Origin of the sequence: Pseudomonas sp. IT-P2 (assembly GCF_949767575.1) — a bacterium.
Lineage (GTDB): Bacteria > Pseudomonadota > Gammaproteobacteria > Pseudomonadales > Pseudomonadaceae > Aquipseudomonas > Aquipseudomonas pharyngis.
The window spans coordinates 1,086,520-1,105,471 of sequence record NZ_CATKQA010000011.1 but is presented as its reverse complement, the minus strand read 5'-3'; the positions used below and the strand labels follow the sequence as shown (position 1 = coordinate 1,105,471).

Below are 18,952 nucleotides of genomic sequence, written 5' to 3'. Positions count from 1 at the left end.
CGAAGTGTCGGTCGACACGGGCAGAGCGCGGGTAATACTTCATTCAGCACTTCTTTGCTAACCTCGCTGTCGAGTCAGTCCACCACTCCGGGAGCTACGATCATCGACACGCCAGATCCTCAAGCCGTCTGCAGCCCGATCACCAGCGCTGCGATATTCATTGTGGCGACGCTTAACGCCGAGGCCGAGTCCGCCGAAAAAGTCCGTGGCTGGTGCGCCGATATCGCGGGCCTGACGCGCTCGGTCGGCAAGCGCGTCCCTTCTGGAAACTTGTCCTGCGTTTGCGGGTTCTCTTCCAACGCCTGGGATCGTCTGTTCGGCAGTCCACGCCCGGCATCCTTGCACGACTTTCGCGAATTCGGTGTAGAAGGGCGGCGCGCCGTTTCCACGCCTGGCGACTTGCTGCTGCACATTCGCGCCGATCAGATGGACCTGTGTTTCGAGCTGGCAACGCAGTTGATGTCGGCGCTGGACGGCGCCGTGACGGTGACCGACGAAGTACAGGGTTTCCGCTATTTCGACATGCGCAGCATCATCGGTTTTGTCGACGGCACGGAAAATCCGGTCGGTCGCAAAGCCGAGCATTTCACCCTCGTGGGCGATGAAGATCAGCCGTTCAGTGGCGGCAGTTACGTGCTGGTGCAGAAGTACCTGCACAACATGAAGGCGTGGAACGAATTGTCGGTCGAAGCGCAGGAGCGGGTGATCGGGCGCACCAAACTGTCCGATATCGAACTGGACGAGACGGTCAAGCCGAGCAATTCCCACAGTGCGTTGACGACCATCACCAGGGACGGCGAAGAGGTGAAGATCCTGCGCGACAACATGCCGTTCGGCCGACCTGGCGCAGGCGAGTTCGGCACTTATTTCATTGGCTACGCGCGTTCGCCGGAGCCGCTGGAACAGATGCTGGAGAACATGTTTGTCGGCAAGCCGCCGGGCAACTACGACCGGTTGCTGGACTTCAGCACGGCGGTCACTGGCAGCCTTTTCTTTGTGCCTTCGGCGGATTTGCTGGAAGAACTGGCAGAACGATAAAAAAACGGCGGGATCAATCGATCCCGCCGTTTTGCATTTACTTGCCTGTCGCCAGTGGTGGTGTACGTGGTGGCACCAGACGCCTGGAACCGGTCGCTTCGAACGCCGCCGCCAGGCGCAACAGTGTTGAATCGTCATAGGCGCGACCGGCAAACGTCAGCCCCACCGGCATGCCGATGTCGGCCATCACGCCCATCGGCACGGTGACGGTCGGCACGCCGAGGTGGCGGATCGCGAGGTTGCCGTTGGCGACCCAGATACCGTTGCTCCAGGCGATGTCCGCCGAGGCTGGGTTGACGTCGGCGTCGGCCGGGCCCACGTCGGCGTTGGTGGGGAACAGCACGGCGTCGAGGCCGAGGCGATCCATCCAGTCTTCGAGGTCGAGCTTGCGGGTCTTCTCCAGGCCGCGCAGGCCGTCCGGCAGCGTCGGAATCTGATCCCACGGCGTGATACCGCGCTGGGCCATGCGCACGTATTCGTCCATGCCGGCAGCGAGGTCGCCTTCACGGTTGGGCAGGGTGCCAGGGTCGTGGGGGAAGATTTTCGGCCCGTCGACGTCTGCCAGTCGATTGAGTTTCGGGTCGCCGTTGGCGCGCAGGAAATCATCGAACGCCCAGGCCGACAGGTCCCACAGTTCGTGGTGCATGAACTCTTTGGAGACGATGCCGCGATTGAACACGGTCGGCGCGCCCGGACGATCGCCTTCGCAGTTGGAGACCAGCGGGAAATCCACTTCGATCACTTCGGCACCGGCGGCTTCGAGGGCCTGACGGGCCTGTTTCCACAAATCGATCACCGAAGCGCGGGTGTTGATGCGTTGCCCGGTCGGGCCGCCGATGCCCGGCTCGTCGCTGGTGCCGGCATCAGGGTCGGCGTTGATGTACATGCGCGGCACGCCCAGGCGTTTGCCGGCCAGTGCATCGCTGTTCACTGCCAGATCGAGATAGGAAGCCGGGCGCACCGAGGCGACGCTCGGGATCGGCACCCAGGGTTGCAGGCGCCACAGGTCGCCACGGGTGTCGGTGTCTTCGGCGACGACTACGTCGAGGACTTCCAGCAGGTCGGCCATGGTGCGGGCGTACGGCACCACCACGTCCATGGTCGGCGTCAGCGGCCAGTTGCCGCGTACCGAAATCACCCCGCGCGAAGGCGTGTAGGCGCACAGCCCGTTGTTCGAGGCAGGGCCACGACCGCTCGACCAGGTTTCTTCCGCCAGACCGAATGCCGAGAAGCTGGCAGCGGTGGCAGTGCCGGCACCGTTCGATGATCCCGAAGCAAACGGCGCGGTCAGGTAATCAGCGTTGTACGGGCTTTCGGCGCGGCCATAGACCCCGCGCTGCATCCCGCCATTGGCCATCGGCGGCATGTTGGTCTTGCCCAGGCAGATCGCACCGCCCGCACGCAGGCGCTCGATGGTGAACGCATCGCGCTGTGCCACCAGATCGGCGAAGGCCGGGCTGCCGGACGCGGCGGTCAGGCCTTTGACCAGATAGCTGTCCTTGGCGGTGTACGGGATGCCGTCCAGCGGACCGAGGGTTTCGCCCTTGGCACGACGGGCGTCCGAGGCTTGCGCTTCTTTCAGTGCGTCGGGGTTACGCACGATCACCGCGTTCAGCGCAGTGGCGGTTTCAGGGCCATCATAGGCGTCGATGCGCGCCAGATAGGCCTGCACCAATTCAACCGCCGTGGTCTGGCCGGACTCGAGCGCCGCGCGCAATTGGGCAATGGAAACTTCAGTGACTTCGATCATGCTGTTACCGCCGACAGGTTCGCTAAAGGGTGGTTGATCATTGTTATCGTAGAAAGATGTCAAAGGTTCTTGATGGGCGAAACTCTACCCTGAAATTTGCCCAATGGCATGTATAAAGTCGATAAATATCGGTTAATTTCATCGGAAAAACTCTCCCGGCGTCTCGCCGAACTGTTGGCGAAACGCCGCGATAAACGCCGATGTCGAGTCATAACCACAGGCCAAAGCCACGTCGGTGACGCGTTCGCCGCGTTCCAGCGGTGTCAGCGCACCCAGCAGGCGCAGGCGCTGGCGCCAGGTGCGGAAGGTCAAACCGGTATCGCGCAGGAACAGCCGAGTCAGAGTTTTCTCGGTAACGCCGAACTTTTCGCTCCAGTGCGCCAGGGTGGTCTGCTGTTCCGGATGTTGCTCCAGACTCTGATAGATCTGGCGCAAGCGACTGTCCTGCGGCAGTGGCAGCATCAGATCGATGGGCGGCGCATCGGCCAGTTGATCGAGGATCACCTGGGCCAGACGCCCGTGCGGGCCGCTCTGGTCATATTCGACAGGAATCTGACTGAAGGCCCGAATCAGCTCACGCAAAAGATCACTGACCCCGAGCACATGACAACGCTCCGGTGCCCAGCTGGCGACGCTGCAATCGATGTACAGGCTGCGCATTTCCGTGTGCGGCGAACTGAAAACCCGATGCGGTACGCCCGCCGGAATCCACACCGCCCGCTCCGGCGGCGCAACGAAACGACCGACGGCAGTCTGTACCTCGAGCACGCCCTGGATTGCGTAGGACAACTGCACCCACGGATGACTGTGACGGCGAGTCAACGCGCGATTGGGCAGCGATTCGGTGCGCCCATAGAGCGGACGCGGCAGGCTGGGCAGCCCGGGAATGCTGCGTCTGACGCTCTTTTCGTGTCCTTTTGGCGGCATCTGTGGGTTCTTCGGCGTTAGTCGGTAATTTCCAGTCACGTTAGAGTCGCTTCCACGTACTGGCAACCCCCCGGATGAGCAAACCATGACGCGCCCACGATTTTTGCCCGACAACTTCACCTTGACCCTGATCGGCGTGGTGCTGCTGGCCAGCTTCCTGCCCGCCAGCGGTCAGGTCGCGACCGGTTTCGGCTGGCTGACCAACATCGCCATTGCGCTGCTGTTTTTCCTTCACGGCGCCAAGCTGTCGCGGGAATCGATCATCGCCGGCGCCGGCCACTGGCGCCTGCATTTGCTGGTGTTCGGTCTGACCTTTGTCCTGTTCCCACTACTGGGTCTTGCGCTCAAGCCGCTGTTGTCGCCGCTGATCGGTGATCAGCTGTACATGGGCATGCTGTATCTGTGTGCGCTGCCGGCCACGGTGCAGTCGGCGATTGCCTTCACCTCTCTGGCGCGGGGCAACATTCCGGCGGCGATCTGCAGTGCGGCGGCGTCCAGTCTGTTCGGTATTTTCCTCACGCCGCTGTTGGTGACGCTGCTGCTCAACGTCCACGGCGACGGCGGCTCGACCCTCGACGCAATCGTGAAAATCAGCGTGCAATTGCTGCTGCCGTTCATTGCCGGCCAGGTTGCCCGTCGCTGGATCGGCGCCTGGGTCGGTCGCAACAAGAACTGGCTGAAATTCGTCGATCAGGGCTCGATTCTGCTGGTGGTCTACGGCGCGTTCAGCGAGGCAGTGAACGAGGGCATCTGGCACCAGATTCCGGTGATCGACCTGCTGGGGCTAGTGGTGGTGTGCTGCATTCTGTTGGCGCTGGTGCTGCTGGCGTCCACAGTGCTGGGCAAGCTGTTCGGTTTCAGTCTGGAAGACCGCATCACCATTCTGTTCTGCGGTTCGAAAAAGAGCCTGGCCACTGGCGTGCCGATGGCGCAGGTGTTGTTCGCCGGCAGCGCGATTGGCGTGCTGATTCTGCCGCTGATGCTGTTCCATCAGATTCAACTGATGGTCTGCGCGGTGCTGGCGCAGCGCTATGCGAAGCGGCAGGAATCGGTGCCTGAACTGATGGCGCAGGTTGATCCTTGATCCTCATCGAGCGGGCCAGCGGGTATGCAGGAACTCCTGCAAAAATTCGGTGAAGGCCTTGACCTTGGAAGTCATGGCCGCCCGTTCCTGTACACAGGCATAGATCTCGAGCGGCGCGGCGCTGGCAAAGGTCGAGCCGCCGCCCGGTTCGAATAAAGAGACCAGTTGACCACTCTCCAGATAGGGCGCGGCAACGAATTCCGCCAGTCGGGTGACCCCGGCGCCATGAGCAGCCATTTGCGCCAGGGCATCGATATCGTCGCTGATGGCGGTCGCATTGATCGCAGCCTCAAAGCGCTGACCCTGCTCAACGAACCACCAGCGCAGTAACCGTCCGTCCAGCGGATAGCGGAACGCCAGACAGGCGTGCTGTTGAAGATCCGCCGGAGTAGAAGGACGACCGGCCTTTTGCAGGTAGTCAGGGCTGGCGCAAATCACGAACGGCACCGTCGCAACCTTGCGCGCGATGATGCCGTCTTCCAGTTGCGGCTCAATGCGCAGACTCAGGTCGATACCTTCGTGGAGGTGATTGATTTTGCGGTCGGTCGTCGAGAGTTCAAGCGTCAACTGCGGGTAGCGTTCGGCAAAACCGGCAATGACCGGGGCCAGTACATGGCGCCCGAACCCGGCGGTGGAGGCGATACTCAAGTGTCCCTGGAGTTGCGTCTGCGCGTGGCTGATGGCGCTCTGCGCGGACTCCAGATCGAGCGCGATACGTTTTACTTTCTCGAAATACACCGAACCGCTCTCCGTCAGCGCCATGCTGCGGGTGGTGCGTTGCAGCAGGCGTGTGTCGAGGTGAGTCTCAAGGCGACCAAGGGTCTGACTGACGGCGGCGGCACTCACCCCGAGGGTTTTGGCGGCGCCGACAATCGATCCCGCCTCAACGACTTTGATAAAACAATCGATTGCACCCAAGAGGTTCATGCGTGGATCCCGGCGAGGACGAATTAATAAGATTTTGTTTATAAAGTGCTCACGGCAATCAGTCTAGTTACGGGTTGGCAGACTTGTTAGGGTGCTCGGCGCCTATCCACTTCGGTCAACAAGGACTGACATGAATCAGAGACTATCCCCAAGAACCACAGTATTCAGCCCGCGCAAGCTGTCGGCCCGTGCCATGCCGTACGTATTTGCGTTGTATATGGCGACCATCATGGCGTTTCTGATGTCGCTGGTGATCACCGCCTCCAATTTCGGAATTGATGCCGATTACCTTAGCAATGCGCTGCACGCCTACAAACTGGCGATGCCCGTGGCATTTCTGTGCATTCTCGTGGTCCGGCCGATTGTGGTGAAACTGGTCGCACTGACCGTCCACCCGCACGGCTGACCTGGAGGCCGGCTACAAGGCTCCGGAGTATTTCACCGCCGCCGCTGCCCGCGACGGCACGTTGAGCACCCGCAACAACGACGAAACATGAATCCGCACCGTGAACGGCGAAATATCCAGTTCGCGGGCGATTTCCTTGTTGGTCTTGCCCTGGGCGATCAGCCGCAGCACCTCTTGCTGACGCGGGGTGAGGGTGGTGCCGGTGTCCAGCGGCAGCAGGCCGGACGGGGCGAATTTCACCAGCACCTCACCTTCACGAATCGCCCGGATCGCCTGACCGATCTCGTCGGGGGCGATGTTCTTGCCGATAAAACCATCGATGCCGGCCGCCATGACTTCGCCGATCAGCGCCTCGTCATCGACCATCGACACCACGATCAGTGTGGTTCGCGGCAAACGCCGGCGCAGTTCCGCGAGCTGGGTCACACAGGTCAGGCCGGGGAAGCGCAGGTCGAGGATCAAGGTGTCAGGCTCATCGCCCGCCGGCAGCAGGGCGAGCACGGTGTCCAGGTCGCCGGCTTCTTCGATCAGGGCTTCGGGCAGCAGACGCTGGACGGTGCGCAGCAGCGCTTCGCGAAACAACGGGTGATCGTCGGCTATGATGATTCGGCATGCCATGGCGCAACCCTCCCTGGGTCTGCATTGCTCATGGCATGCACCTTAGCATCGGGCGAAGGCATTGCCTGTTGATTCGTGCGTTTATGACGACTGCTGCACAAGGACGTTCCCCCATGAAGTTCGAAAAGAACACCGAGCTCGACCAGGCCAATCTGCGCATCATCATCGCCAGCATTGCGCTGGTTTACATGGCCGTGCTCGGTTTCCTGCCGGGCCAGCGCTTCGACACCTATCTGCCGGTGGTCACCTACATTTCCCTTTTTCTGCTGGCCTCCGTGGTGCTGCGCCAGGCCATCGTGCGCTGGCCGGGGCATTATCCGGCGCGGCGGATTTTCGGCATGCTCCACGATTACACCGGCACCAGTTTCGGGCTGGTGGTCGGCGGCGAGGCGGCGCTGCCCATCTACGCCGTCATGGTCTGGGTCAATCTCGGCAACGGCATGCGCTACGGCTCGCGCTACCTGGCGATCGCCACGGTGTTGGCGTTGCTGGCGCTGCTGGCGGTCTATCGGTTGACGCCGTACTGGCAGGCGCAACCGTTCATGGTGTTGATGCTGATGATCACCAGCACGGTGATTCCGGTGTATGCGCACCTGCTGCTGGAGCGCACGCGCAAGGCGTCCGAAGAGGCGGTCGCCGCCAACCTTGAAAAATCACGGTTCCTGGCTCAGGCCAGTCATGATCTGCGCCAGCCGATCCACTCCATCGGCCTGTTTACCGCATGCCTGCGCGAGTCGCGACTGGGCGAAGAGGAGCGGCGGCTGGTGGACAGCATCGACCGCTCGCTGCTCAACGTGTCGCAGTTGTTTCGTTCGATTCTCGATCTCTACACCCTCGACAACGGGCGGATTCTGCCCCGGTTGCAAACGCTTGAGCTGGGCGAATGGCTGACGGATCTGATCCGGCAGAACGCTGAAGCCGCACGCTGGGCGGGTGTTGAACTGCGCTTGCGGCCTTGCGAACACTGGGTGCGCACCGATCCGGCGCTGCTCGCGACCATGGTCCAGAACGTGCTCTCCAATTGCTTCAAATACGGTGCGCACCGACCGGTGTTGATCGGTGTGCGCAAGCGCGGCGCGGGGTTGGCCATCGCGATCTACGACCGCGGCAACGGCATCGCTGAAGAGCATTTGCCCAAGGTGTTCGAGGAGTTTTATCGGGTGCGCCAGTTGCGCGACAAGGACGTTGAAGGTGTGGGGCTGGGGCTGTCGATTGTCCGGCGTCTGGGGCAGTTGATCGGTGTCGACGTTGCGATCCGCTCACGGCTGGGGCATGGCACGGCCGTGACCTTGTATGGGCTGCCACTCGCACCGCCGCAGGTGCCGGTCAATCGGGAGGAGGCCCGACAGGTCGGGTTGCTGACGGGGTTGAAGGTGTGTCTGGTGGAGGATGATCGCAACGTTCTGCTGGCGACTTCGGCGTTACTCGAGCGTTGGGGTTGCGTGGTGCAGGCCGAGCTGAGCGGGCAGGGCCTGGTCACGGACTGCGACATCATCGTTGCCGACTATGATCTCGGATCCCACAGTACCGGCATCGAATGCATAGACGAGGTTCGCCGTCAGCGCGGTTATGCGGTCCCGGCCATGATCATCACCGGGCATGACATCGAAAAAATCCAGGCGGCCCTGCATGATCGGCAGATCGCCATTCTGTCCAAGCCGGTACGCCCGGCCGAGCTGCGCGCGACCCTGCGTGCGCTGCGCGACCGGCAGACCGAAGCGGTCAGCGCTTACACAGATAGTCCTGCGTGATGGTGGTTTGCAGGCAGTTGTACTGACCCATGGTGCGGCAGATGTTTTTCTCCGAGCCCGATACTTCGGCGCTCTTGTAGCCCCAGACCTTGCAACGGCCTTCAGCCGTGGCCAACCCTTGAGCGGCGGAGGTTTGCCCGCTTTCGAACTGCCCCAGTTCATAGGAGACCTGGACAACGCCGTCGGTCTTGCTGCCGCCGGTGGCTTCCCATTGCTTGGGGGTGGCGCAGCCGGTGAGAACGACGGCCGCGAGGCTGAGGGTGGCGATGAGTGTTTTCATGGTAGAACGGAATCCTTTACCGGATGAGAAGAGGCGTTGAACGGTTTTCCTGCGCCGGATTACTGGTACGGAATCGGCGACGCGCCCTTGGGCAGACAGGACAGCGGAGGCGTCATGATGCCCATGCTCGCCACCGCGATGATTGCGCCGCTGGGCAACTCGCAGTTGTATTCGCCGGCGGCGGTGTAGGCGGTGTAATAGGTCAGCGTGCTGTCGTTGCGGATGTTGCCGATCTTGGTCACCGGTTGGCCGATGACGGTCTGGGCACGTTCGCGCATGCTGTCTTCGGTGGGTTTGGCGGTCTGGCAACCGCTGGCGCCGAGGAGCAGGGCACCGAGAACTGTAATCTTGGCGAGGCTGAGCTGAAGTTTCATGGTGTTTCTTCCTTGGTGTTGTTGTTTTTCCAGGCACAACGATCCCGCGCACTGCACAGCGGCAATGTTGGGGAGCGTCGGGGGTTGCGAGGGAATATAACGCCAGGGAACGGGGTGGTCGATTAGCACAAATGTGCTAGTGCGGCGCAACCAGCGGTGGGCTGATTGCGCCGATAGCGGTTATTGAGGGCTGTTGAACTGGTCGGAATAGCTGCCGCTCATGAGGGCGGAAGCCACCTGGTCCGAACCGACGCCTGCGCGGGAATAGGCGAGTCGACTGGCACCGACCTTGTCTGCGCCATCGGCGGCGAGGGCGCCTGCGCCGACGTGGTCTGCACCGTCAGAGGCGACGGCCCCAGCGCCGACATGATCTGCGCCGTCAGAGGCGACGGCCCGAGCGCCGACATGATCTGCGCCGTCAGAGGCGACGGCCCCGGCGCCGACATGATCCGCGCCGTCAGAGGCGACAGCCCCGGCGCCGACATGATCTGCACCGTCAGAGGCGACAGCCCCAGCGCCGACATGATCTGCGCCGTCAGAGGCGACGGCCCGAGCGCCGACATGATCCGCGCCGTCAGAAGCAACGGCGCCTGCGCCGACATGATCTGCACCGTCAGAGGCGACGGTCCCGGCGCCGACATGATCCGCGCCGTCAGAGGCGACGGCCCCAGCGCCGACATGATCTGCGCCGTCAGAGGCTACGGCCCCCGCCCCCACATGATCCGCCCCATCCGACGCCAATGCCTGCGCCTGCGCAGCCCAGACATTGGGCATTGCCACTGTTGCCGCAACTGCCAGGACGAAGCCCGGCCAAAGCGTGTGCTTCATGATGTTCTCCACGCCCCATCAGCCACACAGCAGCCGAGCATTACCCGTCATTTGTTCATCGACGGAAGGCTCGTTGGCCCGGGGTCAACCAGATTGGTGAATGGCACGGGGGCACCGGAGGGTGCACGGGTGTCGACGGTTACAGGAAATCTGGACAGCGAACTGAAAAGTATAGTTCGCCCTTGGCGGGAGGCAGGCTGAAGGGTCGTGAAGGCGATAGTCGGTTAGCTTCCTTGCAGGCCGGCGCTTGAAAACAATCAGTCTAAAAACCGCGTAGCGCAATGCAGCGTGTTTGCTAGGCTCAAGAATGTAGGCGAAGACGCAGACTGATGCGCAAGCGGATAGCAAGGGGACGTGGGGCGCGTTCCGAAGGGTACACGGTTAGAAAGATCTCCGCGCTGAGATCCAGCCCTTATGCCGTGTGAAGCAGCCGAGACCGTACCCCTTTCAATTTGGTCCGGTACTGTGAGAAGCCTGATAAACCTTGTAAGCCAGAGACCAGCACTGGCCGCCTACTCGAACACCAAAGCCCGCCTCGTGCGGGCTTTGACGTTTTCGGGCGTTAGATACTGGCCAGCGCTTGCGCCAGATCCGCGCGCAGGTCTTCGATGTCCTCGACGCCCACCGACAGACGCACCAGGCTGTCACCGATGCCGAGCTTGGCACGGGTTTCGACCGGGATGGTCGCGTGAGTCATGATCGCCGGGTGCTCGATCAGACTTTCCACACCGCCAAGGCTTTCGGCCAGGGCGAAGATCTGCACGTTCTCCAGGAAGCGCCGGGCGCCCGCCAGATCACTGTTCAGATCCAGGGAAATCATCCCGCCGAAACCACGCATCTGACGCTTGGCCAGTTCGTGCTGCGGGTGGGATTCCAGACCCGGGTAGTAGACGCGTTTGACCTGCGGCTGCTGTTCGAGCCAGCGCGCCAGTTCCAGCGCGTTGCTGCAATGACGCTCCATACGCAGCGCCAAAGTCTTCACGCCGCGCAGGGTGAGGAACGCGTCGAACGGGCCGGAGATGGCGCCGACGGCGTTCTGCAGAAAGCCGAGGCGCTCGGCCAGTGCGGGATTGTCACCGACTACCGCGATCCCGCCGATCACGTCAGAGTGACCGTTCAGGTATTTGGTGGTCGAGTGCAGCACGATGTCGAAACCCAGTTCCAGCGGACGCTGGATCCACGGGCTGGCGAAGGTGTTGTCGGCCACGCAGAGGATCCCGCGCGCCTTGCAGATACGGGCGATGGCGGCGAGGTCGGACAGACCCAGCAGCGGGTTGGTCGGGCTCTCCACGATCACCATGCGCGTGTCGTCCTGCAACGACGCTTCGAACGCCGACAGATCCGCCAGATCGACGAAGCTGAAACGATGCCCGGCACTGCGCTGACGCACCTTGTCGAAGAGACGGAAAGTGCCGCCGTACAGGTCATTGCCGGACACGATGTGCGAGCCGGCGTCGAGCAGTTCGAGCACGGTGGAAATCGTCGCCAGCCCGGACGCGAAGGCGAACGCCTGGGTGCCGCCCTCCAGATCCGCCACGCAGCGCTCCAGGGCAAAACGCGTCGGGTTGTGCGAGCGACCGTAGTCGAAACCCTTGTGCACGCCGGGGCTGTCTTGCAGGTACGTGGAGTTGGCGTAGATCGGCGGCATCAGCGCGCCGGTGGTCGGGTCCGGCGTTTGCCCGGCGTGGATCACGCGGGTGGCGAAGCCTTGTTGACGGGCGTTCTTGTCATGCTGGCTCATGCCAGGGATCTCCGTAATTGATTGAGCATGTCGACGCGGGTGATCAAGCCGTGGAAGCCTGAGGCGTCGGCGATGATGGCCACCAGGCCGCTGCTGAGTACGGCTTCCAGTTCAGCCAGCGTCGCGCCGGGGGCGAGGGTTTGCAACTTGTCGGTCATCGCGCTGGCGACGGGTTTGCTGAAGAGCGAGGCGTCTTCGTGTACGCGCACCAGAATGTCCGACTCGTCGATCACGCCGACCAGTTGCTTGCCATCCACCAGCACCGGCAGTTGCGAAACATCGGCCAGGCGCATGCGCTGGAACGCGGTCATCAGCGTATCGTCCGGGCCGACGCTGACAACTTTGCCGTCCTCGAAGCGTCGGGCAATCAGGTCGCGCAGGTCGCCGTAGCGTTTGCGCTGCAACAGGCCCTGATCGGTCATCCACTGGTCGTTGTAGACCTTCGACAGGTATCGGGTGCCAGTGTCGCAGACGAAGCTGACCACGCGCTTCGGCTCGGTCTGTTCGCGGCAGTAGCGCAGCGCGGCAGCGAGCAGGGTGCCGGTGGACGAACCACCGAGAATGCCTTCGGCTTTCAGCAGCTGGCGCGCGTGATCGAAGCTTTCCTCGTCGCTGATCGAGTAGGCGCTGCGCACGCTCGACAGGTCGGTGATCGACGGAATGAAGTCCTCACCGATGCCTTCCACCGCCCACGAACCTGCGGTGCCGAGATGCTTGCTGCGGCTGTATTCAGCCATCACCGAACCGACCGGGTCAGCCAGGACCATTTCCAGATCCGGTTGTACGCGCTTGAAGAAGCGGGTCAGGCCGGTCAGCGTGCCGGCCGAGCCAACGCCAACCACGATCGCGTCCAGGTCATGCTCGGTCTGGGCCCAGATTTCCGGCCCGGTGCTGCACTCGTGGGCCAGCGGGTTGGCGGGGTTGTTGAACTGGTCGGCGAAGAACGCGCCGGGAATGTCCTTGGCCAGACGCGCGGCGACATCCTGGTAATACTCGGGATGACCCTTGCCGACATCGGAGCGGGTGATGTGCACTTCGGCGCCCATGGCCTTGAGGTGCAGGACTTTCTCGGTGGACATTTTGTCCGGCACCACCAGCACGACGCGGTAGCCCTTGGCGCGGCCGACCAGGGCCAGGCCCAGACCGGTGTTGCCGGCGGTGGCCTCGACGATTGTGCCACCGGGTTGCAGGCGACCGTCGCGCTCAGCGGCGTCGATCATGGCCAGACCGATGCGGTCCTTGATCGAGCCGCCGGGGTTCTGTGATTCGAGTTTGAGAAACAGGGTGCAGGGACCGGTATCGAAGCGGGTGACTTGTACCAGCGGCGTATTGCCGATCAGCCCAAGTACGGCAGGGCGTGAATCCTTTGACATCTCTTCACCTCTTTGTGGTGTTGATCGCGTTCCATTCGCGGGGAAAAAGCTCGCGTGCAACATAGGCTCAGACCTGAGCTGTCGCAACCTTTAAACAGCCGGAAATACTGCCATTTCGATCTAACGATAGAACGAAATCAGCGAGGGGCAGGAAGTGATTTGCAGGGGTTTATACGCAGGCGTCATCGAGTATTGAAAGGGCGTCTTCAGCGTCACGAAGCGCTTGATCCGGTAGTAAAAATCTTGCAGCGAAAAATGCTGATTGATTGCTCGTCAGAACCAGTCTTCGGTGCCGGGCAGATTTTTTCTCAGCGACTTACCGGGTATGCAGCGTTTGCAATCCCGAGCGACACACGATTAATATACGATCCATATACACTTCGTATCGGATATTGCCATGGGCATCGTAAAGATTTCAGAGGACATGCACGAGAATCTGCGCATTTCCAGCAACGCACTCAGCCGCTCGATCAACGCGCAGGCCGAACACTGGATGCGCATCGGCATGCTCGCCGAGCTGTATCCCGATCTTGATCACCACGCCATTTGCCGGTTGCTGATTCGCGCCGAGCAGTCGGGCGGTCTGGATCTGCAGCAGGTTTGCGCACTGGCGGATGCCGCGCAGAACGCCTCGGTCAAAGAGGCGGTAAAGGCATGAGAAACCCGATCAAGATCAACACCCAGGCCGAAATCGCTCAATCCCGCGAGGCCGGCAGACTGGCCGCCGAGGTGCTGGCGATGCTGGTGCCGCACGTCAAGGCTGGCGTCACCACCGATCAACTCGACCAGTTGTGCAACGACTACATCGTCAATGTGCAGAAAGCCATTCCGGCCAACGTCGGTTACCACGGCTTCCCGAAAACCGTCTGCGCGTCAGTCAACGAAGTGGTCTGCCATGGAATTCCTTCGAAGCGCGTGCTGAAGGACGGCGACATCGTCAACCTCGATATCGCGGTGATCAAGGACGGCTGGTTCGGCGACACCAGCCGCATGTACGTGGTCGGCGAGCCGACGCCCGAGGCGCGGCATCTGATCAAGACCACTTACGACGCCATGTGCGCCGGCATCCGCGTGGTGCGTCCGGGCGCTACGTTGGGTGACATCGGTCATGCGATCCAGACGCTGGCGGAGAAAGAAGGGTTCAGTGTGGTGCGCGAGTATTGCGGGCACGGGATTGGCAAGGTTTATCACGATGAACCGCAGGTGCTGCATTACGGTTATCCGGAGCAGGGCATGAAGCTGAAGGCGGGGATGATCTTCACCATCGAGCCGATGCTCAATGCTGGCAAGCGGCATGTGAAAAGTCTGGCGGATGGCTGGACGGTGGTGACCAAGGATCAGTCATTGTCGGCGCAGTGGGAGCATATGGTGGCGGTGACGGAGGACGGGTTTGAAGTGTTGACGGCTTGGCCTGATCAGATTGAGGGGTTTGCGGCTATCAAGTGAGACCGAGTCGGCCGCTGGCCCTCACCCCAGCCCTCTCCCGGGGGGAGAGGGAGCCGATTGGGGAATATTCGAGAAGTACGCCGACCTGAAAGCTCCGCAGTGAATCCATAATCGCCGCCGACCAGAATGCTGTGCCAAATCCACAATCGACTCGGTTTTTCAGGTCGATGTACAGCGCAAGACACCTCGGTCGGCTCCCTCTCCCTCCGGGAGAGGGCTGGGGTGAGGGCGGGCAGGCGACTCGGTGTTAATGAGCCCCCGCCGCTTTGTTCAAATCGCTCTCAGCCCACTCGGTATAGACGCAAGCATCCGCCGTCGCCCAACGCACCCGAACCGGATCCCCAGCCTTCAGCGGCATCCCCGCCGCCGACAACGCCTTCACCGTCATCGAAGTCCCGCCTGACGTCACCACACTGCACGTCTGACTCTCACCCAGAAACAACACCTCGACCACCTTCGCCGAAACCTCGTTCCAACCCGCCGCCAGCGGTTCATCGATCGCCTGCTGCACACTCAACGCCAAAGCCTTTTCCGGACGCACCATCAGCAAAACATCCTGCCCGGTCTGCAATCCGGCAGTCAGGCGAATCGACAGCGACTGCCCCTCAAAACTCGCCGCCGCATTGCCCTGCGCCTTGAGCTTGAGAAAGTTCGAGTTACCCAGAAACGACGCCACAAATGCATTCGGCGGATTCTGATAAAGGTCATAACCGCTGCCGAGCCCGACAATCTTGCCGTGACTGAAAATCGCGATGCGCTGGGACAGGCGCATGGCTTCTTCCTGGTCGTGGGTCACGTAGACGATGGTGATGCCGAGGCGGCGGTGCAGTTGGCGCAATTCGTCCTGAAGGTCTTCGCGCAGTTTCTTGTCCAGCGCACCGAGCGGTTCGTCCATCAGCAGAATGCGTGGCTCGTAAACCAGAGCGCGAGCGATGGCGACCCGTTGCTGCTGGCCGCCGGACAGTTGCGAAGGGCGGCGATGGGCGAATTGTTCGAGCTGCACCAGTTTCAGCATCGCATCGACGCGCTTGTCACGTTCAGCGGCGGCGAGTTTGCGGATCGCCAGCGGGAACGCAATGTTGTCGCGCACCGACAGATGCGGGAACAGCGAATAGCGCTGGAACACCATGCCGATGTCGCGCTTGTGCGGCGGCACATTCACCAGCGACTGGCCATTGACCAGGATCTCGCCGCTGCTCGGGGTTTCGAAGCCGGCGAGCATCGACAGCGTGGTGCTTTTGCCCGAGCCGCTGGAGCCGAGAAAGGTCAGGAATTCGCCGTCCTTGATGTCCAGCGAGATGTTGTCCACGGCCGCGAAATCGCCGTAGTGCTTGTTCAGGTTGCGCAGGCTGACCAGGGGTTTGTCGTTCTGCTGGGATGCGTCTTTGATCACGGCACTCATGTCGTACTCCTGGGCGCTCAGGCGCTGATTTCGTTGCGCCGGCGCAGCGCGGCGGCGATCACCATGACCAATACCGACAGGCCGATCAGCAGCGTCGAGGCGACGGCGATCACGGGCGTCAGGTCCTGGCGCAGGGTGGTCCACATTTTCACGGGAAGGGTTTGCAGGGTCGGGCTGGCCATCATCACGCTGAGCACCACTTCGTCCCACGAAACCAGAAAGGCGAAGAGGGCGCCGGCCACCATCCCCGGACGGATCGCCGGAAAGGTCACCTTGAACACCGCTTGCAGGCGTGACGCACCGCAGATAACCGCCGCGTCTTCAATCGACTGATCGAACAGCTTCAGCGAGTTGATGATCGAGATGATGGTGAACGGCAGCGCGACGATCACGTGGCTGACGACGAAGGCGAACATCGTCCCGGTGTAGCCGAGCTTGAGGAACAGCGCGTACACCGCCACGGCGATGATCACCAGCGGCACGATCATCGGCAGGGTGAACAGGCCATAGAGCATTTCCCGGCCGGGAAAGCGCCCGCGCACCAGCGCAAAGGCCGTCGGCAAACCGAGGGCGACGGCGCAGATCGTGGTCAGCACCGCGACCTTGAGGCTGGCCAGTGCCGCGCTCATCCAGTCAGCGTTGGAGAAGAACTGCACGTACCATTTCAGCGTCCAGCCCGGCGGCGGGAACACCAGCCACTGGGACGAACCGAACGACAGCAGGACGATGAATACGATCGGCAACAGCAGGAACAGGCCGATCAGCCCGGTGGTGAAATACAGGCCGAAGCGCATCCGGCGACTCATGGCATTGGGCGTCAGGAGCATCTCGGCTTACCTCGCGTTACTGGCGCCAACCGGGGATTCCGGTTGCAGCTTCAGGTAGACGTAGAACAGCACCAGCGTGATGACGATCAGCAACGCGGCGCCGGCGCTGGCCAGGCCCCAGTTGAGGAACGACTGCACCTGCTGAATGATGAATTCCGGCAGCATCATGTTCTGCGCCCCGCCCAGCAGCGCCGGAGTGACGTAGTAACCGAGCGACATCACGAACACCATCAACCCACCGGACGCCAGACCCGGCCGGCACAGCGGCAGGAACACCCGGAAGAAGTTGGTCCAGGGACTCGCGCCACAGATCGAACCGGCCTGCAGGATCATCGGGTCGATGGCCTGCATGGTCGCCTGCAACGGCAGCACGATGAACGGGATCATGATGTAGCTCATGCCGATCACCACGCCGGTCAGGTTGTGCACCATTTCCAGCGGCTGATCGATGATGCCCATGGCCATCAGGGCTTTATTGATGACGCCCGAAGCCTGCAACAGCACCAGCCAGGAATAGGTGCGGGCGAGGAGGCTGGTCCACATCGACAACAGCACGATGTTGAGAATCCAGCGGCCCCAGCCGCGCGGCACCAGAGTGATCGCCCAGGCCAGCGGAAAGCCCAGCAGCAGGCTGAACACCGTCACCAATCCCGCCACCGAAAAGGTGTTGAACAGCACCCGTGCATACGCCGAGTTGGCGAACAGTTGTTCATAGTTGCCAAGGCCCGGCACCGGTTCGAGCACGCCGCGCAGCAACAAACCAATCAGCGGGGCGAGAAAGAACAGACCGAGGAACAACAGCGCCGGCGCGAGATTGCCGGCGCCGCGCCAGCGTTGCTTGAGGGACGGGGCTTGCGCCATTGCACTCGCCTTGCCGGATGCCAGGCCGGCAGCGCTCGCGGCGCTCCCGGTGGCAGTGGAGGGACGGGACGCGGTGGCCGCCATTTTCATTTGACCAGCCATTCGTTCCACCGTGTCGCGATGGCCGGACCGTTCTTGGCCCAGTACGCGAAATCAAGAGTGATCTGATCCTTAGCGTAGGCAGTCGGCAGGTTCGGGGCCAGCGTCGAATCCAGACGCTGCACACTGTCGACGTTGACCGGGGCGTAGGCGGTCAGGTTGGAGAAGTCGGCCTGACCTTTGGCACTGCTGGCGCTGGCCAGGAACTTCATCGCCGCGTCCTTGTTTTTCGCGCCCTTTGGCACCACCAGAATGTCGGCCATGACCAGGTTCTGTTTCCAGCTCACGCCGACCGGTGCGCCGTCTTCTTGCAGGGCGTGGATCCGGCCGTTCCAGAACTGGCCCATGCTCGCTTCACCGGAAGCCAGCAGTTGCTGCGACTGCGCGCCGCCGCCCCACCAGACGATGTCTTTCTTGATGGTGTCGAGTTTCTTGAAGGCGCGATCCAGGTCCAGCGGGTAGAGCTTGTCGGCGGCTACGCCGTCGGCGAGCAGGGCCAGTTCAAGTACGCCGGGGCTCGGCCATTTGTACAGGGCGCGTTTGCCGGGGAAGGTCTTGGTGTCGAACAGCGCGCTCCAGTCCTGCGGCTTGTTGGCGCCGAGTTTGCCCTCGTTGTAGCCGAGGACGAAGGAGAAGAAGAACGAGCCGACGCCGTAGTCGCTGACGAAACGCGGGTCGATCTTGTCGCGCTGGATCTGTTTGAAATCGAGGGGTTCGAGCAGGCCTTCGGCAGCGGCGCGCAGGGCGAAGTCAGCTTCGACATCGACCACGTCCCATTGCACGTTGCCGCTTTCGACCATGGCCTTGAGTTTGCCGTAGTCGGTCGGGCCGTCCTGCACGACGGTGATGCCGCTGGCCTTGCTGAACGGATCGGCCCAGGCCTGTTTCTGCGCATCCTGGGTGCTACCGCCCCAGCTGACAAAGTTCACACTCTCGGCGGCCATCGCGGCCTGACCGGTCACGCTCAGCAGTCCCGCGAAAAAGATCGCGGTTGCAGCTTTGTTCAACACCATTTTTACGCCCTCATTGTTGTGTTTTTGAGCGGGCTTGCGTTGTTGCCCGCCTGTCGGGAGCAGTAGCTGGACGGTTCTTTGATCGTCCGGTCTATGGAATATCATATTATGGTATTCCAAACTTTGTGCAAGCACTTTGCCGTACCGGCTATCTGGCGAAGGTCTTCTTGCTGTTCAAAACTCAAGTTCGACTCGGAGTTTCAGGTC

The 18,952-nt window shown here is 61.9% G+C and carries 19 protein-coding genes; 6 read left to right on the top strand and 13 right to left on the bottom strand.

Features of this window, described 5'->3' with window-relative positions; all coding sequences use genetic code 11:
• The first annotated feature begins 99 nt into the window (after window positions 1–99).
• Window positions 100–1,038 (top strand): Dyp-type peroxidase, encoded by a 939-nt coding sequence (locus ACM6JM_RS11580; RefSeq protein ID WP_414881918.1) that lies wholly within the window; start codon window positions 100–102, stop codon window positions 1,036–1,038.
• Window positions 1,039–1,075: 37 nt separating this feature from the next.
• Here the strand turns inward: ACM6JM_RS11580 and ACM6JM_RS11575 are convergent, their stop codons facing one another.
• Both ACM6JM_RS11575 and ACM6JM_RS11570 read right to left on the bottom strand, forming a co-directional pair.
• Window positions 1,076–2,788: an amidase gene (locus ACM6JM_RS11575; protein ID WP_085667598.1), complete on the bottom strand. Its 1,713-nt coding sequence runs from the start codon at window positions 2,786–2,788 to the stop codon at window positions 1,076–1,078.
• A 138-nt stretch (window positions 2,789–2,926) separates the two neighbouring features.
• Window positions 2,927–3,715, bottom strand: coding sequence for an AraC family transcriptional regulator (locus ACM6JM_RS11570; protein WP_074688626.1), 789 nt, complete (start codon window positions 3,713–3,715; stop codon window positions 2,927–2,929).
• An 85-nt stretch (window positions 3,716–3,800) separates the two neighbouring features.
• On the opposite strand from ACM6JM_RS11570, the gene ACM6JM_RS11565 reads away from it, so the two are divergent.
• Window positions 3,801–4,799, top strand: a complete 999-nt coding sequence (locus ACM6JM_RS11565) for a bile acid:sodium symporter family protein (protein ID WP_039766914.1) — start codon at window positions 3,801–3,803, stop codon at window positions 4,797–4,799.
• A gap of 3 nt (window positions 4,800–4,802) precedes the next feature.
• Here the strand turns inward: ACM6JM_RS11565 and ACM6JM_RS11560 are convergent, their stop codons facing one another.
• Window positions 4,803–5,726, bottom strand: a complete 924-nt coding sequence (locus tag ACM6JM_RS11560; protein WP_414881903.1) for a LysR substrate-binding domain-containing protein — start codon at window positions 5,724–5,726, stop codon at window positions 4,803–4,805.
• A 130-nt stretch (window positions 5,727–5,856) separates the two neighbouring features.
• Between ACM6JM_RS11560 and ACM6JM_RS11555 the strand changes: the two genes are divergently transcribed.
• The gene (locus ACM6JM_RS11555) at window positions 5,857–6,132 is read left to right on the top strand and encodes a DUF2798 domain-containing protein (RefSeq protein ID WP_039766910.1); all 276 of its coding nucleotides are present in this window, start codon (window positions 5,857–5,859) and stop codon (window positions 6,130–6,132) included.
• A gap of 12 nt (window positions 6,133–6,144) precedes the next feature.
• Here the strand turns inward: ACM6JM_RS11555 and ACM6JM_RS11550 are convergent, their stop codons facing one another.
• Window positions 6,145–6,750 (bottom strand): LuxR C-terminal-related transcriptional regulator, encoded by a 606-nt coding sequence (locus tag ACM6JM_RS11550; protein ID WP_414881902.1) that lies wholly within the window; start codon window positions 6,748–6,750, stop codon window positions 6,145–6,147.
• 113 nt (window positions 6,751–6,863) lie between these two features.
• Between ACM6JM_RS11550 and ACM6JM_RS11545 the strand changes: the two genes are divergently transcribed.
• Window positions 6,864–8,501: a hybrid sensor histidine kinase/response regulator gene (locus tag ACM6JM_RS11545; RefSeq protein WP_414881901.1), complete on the top strand. Its 1,638-nt coding sequence runs from the start codon at window positions 6,864–6,866 to the stop codon at window positions 8,499–8,501.
• Here the strand turns inward: ACM6JM_RS11545 and yecR are convergent.
• From yecR to ACM6JM_RS11520, 5 genes are all read right to left on the bottom strand, one after another.
• Window positions 8,473–8,781 carry a YecR family lipoprotein gene (gene yecR, locus ACM6JM_RS11540; RefSeq protein WP_007950440.1) on the bottom strand — a complete coding sequence of 103 codons (309 nt, stop codon included), beginning with the start codon at window positions 8,779–8,781 and terminating at the stop codon, window positions 8,473–8,475. The two genes, ACM6JM_RS11545 and yecR, sit on opposite strands and share 29 nt — an antisense overlap.
• A gap of 59 nt (window positions 8,782–8,840) precedes the next feature.
• Complete coding sequence (locus ACM6JM_RS11535) at window positions 8,841–9,155, bottom strand: hypothetical protein (RefSeq protein WP_039766904.1); 315 nt, start codon at window positions 9,153–9,155, stop codon at window positions 8,841–8,843.
• A gap of 218 nt (window positions 9,156–9,373) precedes the next feature.
• On the bottom strand, window positions 9,374–9,835 hold the full coding sequence (locus ACM6JM_RS11530) for a hypothetical protein (RefSeq protein WP_414881900.1): 462 nt from the start codon (window positions 9,833–9,835) through the stop codon (window positions 9,374–9,376).
• Between the two features lie 710 nt (window positions 9,836–10,545).
• A complete protein-coding gene (locus tag ACM6JM_RS11525; protein ID WP_414881899.1) occupies window positions 10,546–11,724 on the bottom strand; it encodes a trans-sulfuration enzyme family protein in 1,179 nt (392 codons plus the stop codon).
• On the bottom strand, window positions 11,721–13,097 hold the full coding sequence (locus ACM6JM_RS11520) for a pyridoxal-phosphate dependent enzyme (RefSeq protein WP_039766899.1): 1,377 nt from the start codon (window positions 13,095–13,097) through the stop codon (window positions 11,721–11,723). The genes ACM6JM_RS11525 and ACM6JM_RS11520 overlap by 4 nt, the downstream gene beginning before the upstream one ends.
• Window positions 13,098–13,494: 397 nt before the next feature.
• Here ACM6JM_RS11520 and ACM6JM_RS11515 point away from each other — a divergent pair, with 397 nt between their 5' ends.
• A complete protein-coding gene (locus ACM6JM_RS11515) occupies window positions 13,495–13,755 on the top strand; it encodes a ParD-like family protein (RefSeq protein ID WP_039766896.1) in 261 nt (86 codons plus the stop codon).
• Complete coding sequence (gene map, locus ACM6JM_RS11510) at window positions 13,752–14,543, top strand: type I methionyl aminopeptidase (protein ID WP_414881898.1); 792 nt, start codon at window positions 13,752–13,754, stop codon at window positions 14,541–14,543. The genes ACM6JM_RS11515 and map overlap by 4 nt, the downstream gene beginning before the upstream one ends.
• Before the next feature lie 247 nt (window positions 14,544–14,790).
• On the opposite strand, the gene ACM6JM_RS11505 is transcribed toward map, so the two are convergent.
• From ACM6JM_RS11505 to ACM6JM_RS11490, 4 genes are read right to left on the bottom strand one after another with little or no spacing between them, the layout of a single operon-like run.
• The gene (locus ACM6JM_RS11505; RefSeq protein WP_103386950.1) at window positions 14,791–15,945 is read right to left on the bottom strand and encodes an ABC transporter ATP-binding protein; all 1,155 of its coding nucleotides are present in this window, start codon (window positions 15,943–15,945) and stop codon (window positions 14,791–14,793) included.
• A gap of 17 nt (window positions 15,946–15,962) precedes the next feature.
• Window positions 15,963–16,772: an ABC transporter permease gene (locus ACM6JM_RS11500; RefSeq protein ID WP_007957396.1), complete on the bottom strand. Its 810-nt coding sequence runs from the start codon at window positions 16,770–16,772 to the stop codon at window positions 15,963–15,965.
• Window positions 16,773–16,778: 6 nt separating this feature from the next.
• Window positions 16,779–17,723 (bottom strand): ABC transporter permease, encoded by a 945-nt coding sequence (locus ACM6JM_RS11495; RefSeq protein ID WP_039766889.1) that lies wholly within the window; start codon window positions 17,721–17,723, stop codon window positions 16,779–16,781.
• Window positions 17,720–18,745, bottom strand: coding sequence for an ABC transporter substrate-binding protein (locus ACM6JM_RS11490; protein WP_414881897.1), 1,026 nt, complete (start codon window positions 18,743–18,745; stop codon window positions 17,720–17,722). The genes ACM6JM_RS11495 and ACM6JM_RS11490 overlap by 4 nt, the downstream gene beginning before the upstream one ends.
• Between the last annotated feature and the right edge of the window lie 207 nt (window positions 18,746–18,952).